The organism is Synechococcus sp. WC101, from assembly GCF_047461555.1.
Classification (GTDB): domain Bacteria; phylum Cyanobacteriota; class Cyanobacteriia; order Thermostichales; family Thermostichaceae; genus Thermostichus.
Genome location: NZ_JANSHG010000235.1, coordinates 1 through 2606 on the forward strand (window position 1 = coordinate 1; position 2606 = coordinate 2606).

Below are 2606 nucleotides of genomic sequence, written 5' to 3' on the forward strand. Positions count from 1 at the left end.
GTTCATGCGCAAGCGCCAGCAGGGATCCAACTTCCAGGAGGGGATGCTGAAGCTGTTGCAGACGCTGCCCAAGGTGCTGAAGTACCTGCCCTTTGACAAGGCCCAGGATGCCCGCAACTTCATGCTTAGCTTCCAGTACTGGCTGGGCGGATCCCGCGAGAACCTGGAGAACTTTTTGCTGATGCTGGCGGATCGCTACCTGCCGGGGATGCGGGATCAGGTCAAGTTTGCCGAGCCGGTCACCTATCTGGAAATGGGCATTTGGCACCCGCTGGCGCCGCAGATGTTTGCCAGCCTGGCGGAGTATTGGGATTGGTACAACGCCCGCGAGGATCTGCCAGAGGAGGTGAAGGATCCCTTGGCCCCCTGCGTGGGTCTGGTGCTGCAGCGCACCCACCTGGTGACGGGGGACGATGCCCACTACGTGGCCATGGTGCAGGAGCTGGAGTCGCGCGGGGCGCGGGTGGTGCCGGTGTTTGCCGGCGGCTTGGACTTTTCCAAGCCGGTGAACGAGTTTTTCTGGAACGAGCAGAAGACGGCGCCAATTGTGGATGTGGTGGTGTCGCTAACCGGGTTTGCCCTGGTGGGCGGGCCGGCGCGGCAGGATCACCCCAAAGCCGTGGAGGCGCTGCAACGGCTCAATCGTCCCTACATGGTGGCACTGCCCTTGGTGTTTCAATCGACAGAGGAATGGGCCAATAGCGACCTGGGGCTGCACCCGGTGCAGGTGGCGCTGCAAATTGCCATTCCCGAACTGGATGGGGCCATCGATCCCATCATCCTCTCAGGGCGGGATGCCGTCACCGGCAAGGCCCATGCTCTGCAGGATCGGATTGAGTTGATTGCGGCGCGGGCCATCAAGTGGGCCAATCTGCGGCGCAAGCCCAAGCTGGAGAAGAAGATCGCCATCACCGTTTTCAGCTTTCCGCCGGACAAGGGCAATGTGGGGACAGCGGCCTACCTGGATGTGTTTGCCTCCATCCACCGGGTGATGCAGGCGCTGGCCCACAACGGCTATGACCTGGGGCCAGAGCTGCCCAAAACGCCGCAGGAGCTGATGGAGTCCATCCTGCACGATCCCCAGGCCCAGTACGCCAGCCCGGAGCTGAACGTGGCGGCCAAGCTGTCGGTGCGGGAATATGAGGCCCTGACGCCCTATGTCAAAGCCATTGAGAAATACTGGGGGCCGGCGCCGGGGCACCTGAATACCGATGGGCAAAATCTGCTGATTTACGGCAAACACTTTGGCAACCTGTTCATCGGGGTGCAGCCCACCTTTGGCTACGAAGGGGATCCCATGCGGCTGCTCTTTTCGAGATCGGCCAGCCCCCACCACGGCTTTGCCGCCTACTACACCTACCTGGAAAAGGTTTGGAAGGCCGACGTGGTCATCCACTTTGGCACCCATGGCTCTTTGGAGTTCATGCCGGGCAAGCAGATCGGCATGTCGGGCGAGTGCTACCCGGACAATTTGATCGGATCCCTGCCCAACTTGTACTACTACGCCGCCAACAACCCCAGCGAGGCCACCATCGCCAAGCGGCGCGGCTATGCTTGCACCATCAGCTACCTGACGCCGCCGGCAGAAAACGCCGGCCTCTACAAGGGGCTGCAGGAGCTGCGGGAGTTGATCGGCTCTTACCAAAGCCTGCGGGAAGGAGGACGCGGCATTCAGATTGTCAATGCCATCTGCGACAAGGCGCGCCTGGTCAACCTGGACAAGGATGTGGAGCTGCCCCAGGTGGATGCGGCCCAGCTCACCCTGGAAGAGCGGGACACGGTGGTGGGCAAGCTCTACGCCAAGCTGATGGAGATCGAGTCGCGGCTGTTGCCCTGTGGCCTGCATGTGATCGGGGCGCCCCCCACGGCGGAGGAGGCCATCGCTACCCTGGTGAGCATCGCCAGCATCGACCGCCCGGAAGAAGGGATCCTCGGCCTGCCGCGCATCCTCGCCCAGAGCCTGGGCCGAGACATCGACGAGCTCTACCGCAACCGGGATCAAGGGCACCTGGCGGATACGGAGCTGCTGGATCGCATCAACAAGGCCTGCCACAAGGCGGTGGCGGCCCTGGTGCAGGAGCAAACCGACGCCCAGGGGCGGGTCTCGCGGGTGGCCAAGCTCAATTTCTTCAACATGGGGCGGCAGGCGCCCTGGCTGGTGGCCCTCAAGGAGGCGGGCTATCCGCAGGTGGAGGCGGAGCTGCTCAAGCCTTTGTTTGAGTTTTTGGAAGAGTGCCTCAAGCAAATCACGGCCGATTATGAGCTGGGATCCCTGCTTCGCGCTTTGGAAGGGGAGTACATCCTGCCGGGGCCGGGCGGGGATCCCATCCGCAACCCCGCTGTGTTGCCGACGGGGCGCAACATCCACGCCTTGGATCCCCAGTCTATCCCCACGGCAGCGGCCATTAAGTCGGCGGAGATGGTGGTGGAGCGGCTGCTGGCCCGCGAGCTGAGCGCCAACGGCGGCAGGTACCCGGAAACCATCTCGGTGGTGCTCTGGGGCACGGACAACATCAAGACCTACGGCGAGTCGCTGGCGCAGGTGCTGTGTTTGCTGGGGGTGCGTCCCCAGCCGGATGCCCTGGGGCGGGTGAACAAGGTGGAGC

The 2606-nt window shown here is 63.2% G+C and carries 1 protein-coding gene; it reads left to right on the plus strand.

What is annotated here, in order from left to right; genetic code table 11:
* Window positions 1-2606 (plus strand): magnesium chelatase subunit H (locus NW809_RS11865; protein ID WP_414402230.1); only part of this gene is annotated, 2606 nt, incomplete at both ends.